Consider the following 5,274-nt stretch of genomic DNA (forward strand, 5'->3'; position numbering starts at 1 on the left):
ACTAAAATTCATATTTAATCAGCAAAAAGGTATATTACTTTCTCAAAACTTCATATTTAATAAGCAAAAAGGCATATTGCTTACTCAAAATGGCATTTTACTTTCTCAAACCCCAGTTTGCTTTCTCATTTTGGTGTTTTCCGCAAGCAAAAAGAGCTTTTACTTTCTCAAACCCCAGTTTGCTTTCTCATTTTGGTGTTTTCCGCAAGCAAAAAGAGCTTTTACTTTCTCAAACCCCAGTTTGCTTTCTCATTTTGGTGTTTTCCGCAAGTAAAAAGAGCTTTTACTTTCTCAAACCCCAGTTTGCTTGTTTATTTAAGTAATTCGCGCATTGATTTTGGTATATAGTTGAGCCGAAAGCTTGCGATTAGTTAATAAGGTGGATATCTAGAACAATTCCAATAACTAGTTGTGCCGCTTAGGTGATCTGTAAGGGCGCAATCGCAAACTGATTGGTAGGACTTAAGATTAAAGTATGTATACCAACCAAGATGTTATAGGAAAAATGCAGGATAACATCTATGACTACATAGCGAAAGCTGCCTTTGCACAATATGATATGGCTCAAGGAGAGCGTTATTTTTTAGGTCATAGTGGAAGTGTAACCTACTGTATAAAAACACAAGCGGAAAAATTTCTTCTCCGTATTCATCAACCAATATCTAAGTTACAAGGCGATGTATGGCAAAGACCACAGGTGATTGAGTCAGAACTTTTGTGGCTTACTGCCTTGCGTCATGACACAGAGATTGTTGTGCAGGAGCCAGTAAAAAATCTACAAGATAGATGGCTCACTCAAGTTGTAGATGAGACCGGAGAAATGTTTTATTGCTCACTGCTGCATTGGATTGATGGCAACAACCTCAACGGAGAACGAACTCCAGAACAAGCTTACCAACTCGGTTTGTTGCAAGCTAGATTGCATCAGCATAGTAGTCAGTGGCAACTGCCAGAAAACTTTGTTCGCCCAGTCTATGATCAGAATCGGCTGCAAGCAGCACTTTCGGCACTTTATCCAGCAGTATTACAAGAATTGATTTCAGCAGAAGATTACAAGACCCTCGAAGTGGCGGCTTGTCAAGTTCAAGGAATGATAGAAACACTGGGTCAGACACAAAATATCTGGGGACTGATTCACGCTGATCTTCATGAGGGCAACTATTTATTGCACAACGAGGAATTCCGTCCAATCGATTTTGCTCGCTGTGGCTTTGGATACTATCTTTACGATATTGCAAGTTCGCTTCAATATTTACTTCCTACTGTCAGACCTTCCTTTTTTGAAGGCTATCAAGCTATTCATAAGCTACCTGAACATTACTTACAGATTACAGAAGGTTTCTTTATCATGGCGCTGATTGAAGTACTTTCTTTTCATGTAAATAATCCACAAGAGCATAAGTGGATTTCGGAAACCGTGCCGTATATCGTCAAAGAACACGTTCATCTGTATCTTCAGGGCGAATCATTTCTGCTTGATAAATACTAAGGCAGTCGGTGGCGGTTACGACACAACAAGTCCATTGCAATATCTATTCCTGTAAAACGGTCTTTGATACAATCCTAGTTTTCTTGAGGTCTGCTTCGGAAAGTTCTTCTCCAGCTTGCAAGCGAGTAGCAGAAGTTTGCAACACTGTCGCCGCCCCTTTATCACCTATTTGTAAAGCAGTTTTAGCAGCCGTTTGCAACATCGTTGCTGCACCAGTGCGATCGCCTTGTTGCAATTTCGCCTCGGCTAACTGGGTTTGGCGATACTTCGCTAATGCTAAAATAGATTGTTGTACCTGCGGATTGGATGTCGGTTGATAGGCTCGCACTACATCTGCATACACTGGCATCAAGGGCGAAAGTAAACCTTCTTCGTTAACCAATGGGTCATCATAACGGATTTGCAAATGCCCGATCGCTTGTTTACCTTCTGGCAATTGTCCCAGATAAATGTTCGCCAAAACTACCCGTTCTACATCTTGCATCAAATCTCCCAAACGGACAGCAAAGCTACCATCAGCTTCGGGTTCCACTGGTAACTCGATTGTGTCTGGGGCAACTTGGGCAATGGGTTTCAATTCTGCTAGTCGGACATTGGGCACTAGAGATAATAGTAAGTAGGCATTAGTTAACCCAATAGATTGAATCCGCCCAAACAATCGGCTAAATTGATCCACAGCTTGTTCAGGACGTTCAATATGGGCTAGAGTCCCACCACCGACATCGGCAATTTTTTCTAGCAAATCCTGATTCCAGCTATTACCAAATCCGAAAGTATTGATAGTTAGGTTCAGCTTGGCAGCCTTTTGCGCGAGTTGAAGACAACGTTTGTTGTCATCTCGCCCAATATCCCATTTCCAAATCCGCAAACCACTTTCACCATGTCCATCCGTCAGCAGAAACGCCTGGGAAACAGCGCCTCTTGTGCCCTTCATCAGTTCTGTAATTCCCAGTTCCAAACCTTCAGCGATCGCAGTGCCGCCGCTAGCAGTCAGTTTGCTTTTTATTTGAGATTTGATGCTTTCGGGGTCTTGGATGACTTGGTTGGGGATAATGACTTCCGCAGAACCGGAAAAAGCCACAACTGAAATGCGATCGCCTACTTTCAACCGATCGATTAATCCTTCCACAGCCTGGATCACCGTTTTAATTGGGTGTCCATGCATGGAACCACTTTTATCCAAAATCAAGCAGAGATTGAGTGGTAGATTTCGATCGGACTCACCAGCAATCGCAAAAATCGTTATTGCTAGTTGACGTTGGCTACTTGTTTGAGCCACATCAACATTATTGTCATTTAACGCCGAGAGCAATTTAACTTTCATTGCGGAGGGGTATCTTGCAAAACTGTTTTGGAGACAATTCTGGTTTTCTTGCGATCGCTTTCAGATAAATCTCCACCAGATTGTAGCTGGGTGGCAGAAGTTTGCAACACCGTCGCCGCCCCAGTATCTCCCATTTGCAAAGCAGTTTTCGCAGCCGTTTGTAACATCGTCGCTGCACCACTGCGATCGCCCTGTTGTAATTTCGTCTCGGCTAGCTGGGTTTGACGATACTTCGCTAATGCTAAAATTGACTGTTGCACCTGGGGATTCGGGTCTGCTTGGTAGTTTTTCACTACATGGGCATAAACGGGGATATTTGGTGTAACTAAACCTACCTTGTTGGCGGCTGGATCATCGTAGCGAACTTGCACATTAGCGATCGCTTGTTCACCTGTTGGCAATTGTCCCAAATAAATATTAGCTAAGATTACCCGTTCTGCATCTTTCATTAAATCTCCCAACCGCACAGCGAAGCGTCCATCAGCTTCTTGTTGCAGTGGTAACTCGATTGTGTCTGGAGAAACTTGGGCAATAGGTTTGAGTTCTGCTAGTCTGACATAGGGCATCAGGGAGAATAACAGATAAGCATTAGTCAATCCCACAGTTTGAATACGGCTGAACAGGCGATTAAACTCTTCCACAGCCTGTTCGGGTTTTTGAATATAAGATAAAGTACCTAAGCCAGCATCGGCAATTTTTTCTAAAACATCTTGGTTCCAGTTGTCACCAAATCCCAAAGTATTCAAAGTCAAATTATAGCTAGCAGCCAATTGGGCAAATTTCAAACAGCGATTGTTATCACCGTGTTCATTTTCCCCATCAGTTAACAAAAAGGCTTGGGAAACAGTATCTTTTTTGCCCTTCGCCAACTCCTCAATGCCCAAACGCAACCCTTCATCAATCGCAGTTCCACCATCGGCGGCTAGGCGATTGATTTGCTGTTTGATTTTCTCTGGATTTTCGACACTTTGACTGGGTACTAAGACTTTGGCACGGTGATCGAAAACTACCACACTGAGGCGATCGCCAGGGTTGAGTCTATCTACCAGACGATTCGCGGCTTTTTTGACCGTTTCTAGCGATCGCCCATTCATCGAACCACTATGATCAAGAATTAAGCATAAATTCAAAGGTACATGGCGATCTTGAGTCTCTGCGATCGCCGAAATCGAAATTCCCAACTGACGTTGACTGTTCAGTTGATTTGCGTCCAAATTACCATCATTCAAGGCAGGCTGCAAATTAACCTTCATAACTCAGAGTCCCTATTCAGGATATACATATTAAAAAATAACTTCAAAGCACTACTTTAGCTCTACGGAAAACTTATCCAACATAAATACACTAATATAATCAGAATATCTTAGAAGCCAAGCATTGGCAGATGCGAAGCCACCTTCAGCATTAGGGAGAAATCCGCACCTTGAGGAAGGGTGGCATCGCGCTAGGATGTATTACAGTTAACGGCATAGTTTCAGGCGATCAGTTGCTATGGACATTTCCCCAATTAAGGCTGTTCAAGCCCCATATTACGGCGATAACTTTTACCGGACACCACCGCCAGATTTACCTTCCCTCTTATTGAAGGAGCGAATTGTCTATATTGGGATGCCTCTGGTGCCTGCTGTCACGGAATTAATCGTGGCCGAATTGCTGTTTTTGCAATCCGACGACCCCGAAAAACCGATTAAAATCTATATCAACTCCACCGGCACTTCCGGTTACAGTGGCGAACCCATTGGCTTTGAAACCGAAGCCTTCGCCATCTATGACACCATGAAATATATCAAGCCTCCTATCCATACCATCTGCGTCGGTTCCGCGATGGGTATGTCAGCGATGCTTCTCAGTGCTGGTACGAAAGGTTGCCGTGCTAGTTTGCCTCACTCCTCGATTATCCTGCATCAGCCTAAGAGCTACGCCCAAGGTCAAGCAACGGATATTCAAATTCGCGCTAGGGAAGTTTTGGTAAATAAAGGGGCGTTAGTTGATATCTTGCATCAAACTACTGGACAGCCCCCAGAAAAAATTACTAAAGACATGGATCGTCTGTTATATCTGACACCTTACGAAGCGAAGGAATACGGTTTAATTGACCGAGTTTTCGAGAAAGAAGAACTCGCAAATCCCCCACTTCCTGCCAGTGTCCTCTAGTGAGTGCTGAGTGCTGAGTGCTGAGTGCTGAGTGCTGAGTGCTGAGTGCTGAGTAGAGACGCGATTAATCGCGTCTGTACAGGAGTTATGAGTTATTCCTAACTCTCCTACCATCCGCAAATTATTAAAAACGGAGTAAATTATGCCTATAGGCGTTCCTAAAGTTCCTTACCGGATGCCCGGAGGACAATATACAGATTGGATTAGCATTTACGATCGCCTTTACCGGGAACGGATTATATTCTTGGGGCGAGATATTGATGATGAAATTGCCAATCAAATTATTGCTGTAATGCTGTATCTGGAC

The 5,274-nt window shown here is 43.5% G+C and carries 5 protein-coding genes; 3 read left to right on the top strand and 2 right to left on the bottom strand.

Annotated features, from left to right (window positions below):
- Positions 1-505: 505 nt before the first annotated feature.
- Entirely contained in the window at positions 506-1,489 is a 984-nt protein-coding gene (locus IQ229_RS11820) for a phosphotransferase enzyme family protein (protein ID WP_194043912.1), read from the top strand.
- Between the two features lie 43 nt (positions 1,490-1,532).
- Here the strand turns inward: IQ229_RS11820 and IQ229_RS11825 are convergent, their stop codons facing one another.
- Positions 1,533-2,813 (bottom strand): vWA domain-containing protein, encoded by a 1,281-nt coding sequence (locus tag IQ229_RS11825; protein WP_194043908.1) that lies wholly within the window; start codon positions 2,811-2,813, stop codon positions 1,533-1,535.
- Positions 2,810-4,066, bottom strand: coding sequence for a vWA domain-containing protein (locus IQ229_RS11830; RefSeq protein WP_194043909.1), 1,257 nt, complete (start codon positions 4,064-4,066; stop codon positions 2,810-2,812). The genes IQ229_RS11825 and IQ229_RS11830 overlap by 4 nt, the downstream gene beginning before the upstream one ends.
- A gap of 238 nt (positions 4,067-4,304) precedes the next feature.
- Here IQ229_RS11830 and IQ229_RS11835 point away from each other — a divergent pair, with 238 nt between their 5' ends.
- Together IQ229_RS11835 and IQ229_RS11840 are read left to right on the top strand one after the other, a co-directional pair.
- Entirely contained in the window at positions 4,305-4,967 is a 663-nt protein-coding gene (locus tag IQ229_RS11835) for an ATP-dependent Clp protease proteolytic subunit (RefSeq protein ID WP_194043910.1), read from the top strand.
- A 142-nt stretch (positions 4,968-5,109) separates the two neighbouring features.
- On the top strand, positions 5,110-5,274 hold a 165-nt coding region (locus IQ229_RS11840), incomplete at its 3' end, for an ATP-dependent Clp protease proteolytic subunit (protein ID WP_194043911.1).

The organism is Nostoc cf. edaphicum LEGE 07299, assembly GCF_015207245.1.
GTDB classification, from domain to species: Bacteria; Cyanobacteriota; Cyanobacteriia; order Cyanobacteriales; family Nostocaceae; genus Nostoc; species Nostoc edaphicum_B.

Excerpts from the sequence above, each read along its gene's own strand:
- IQ229_RS11830 (WP_194043909.1), bottom strand. The coding sequence starts at position 4,066 with ATGAAGGTTAATTTGCAGCCTGCCTTGAATGATGGTAATTTGGACGCA.
- IQ229_RS11825 (WP_194043908.1), bottom strand. The coding sequence starts at position 2,813 with ATGAAAGTTAAATTGCTCTCGGCGTTAAATGACAATAATGTTGATGTG.
- IQ229_RS11820 (WP_194043912.1), top strand. The coding sequence starts at position 506 with ATGCAGGATAACATCTATGACTACATAGCGAAAGCTGCCTTTGCACAA.
- IQ229_RS11835 (WP_194043910.1), top strand. The coding sequence starts at position 4,305 with ATGGACATTTCCCCAATTAAGGCTGTTCAAGCCCCATATTACGGCGAT.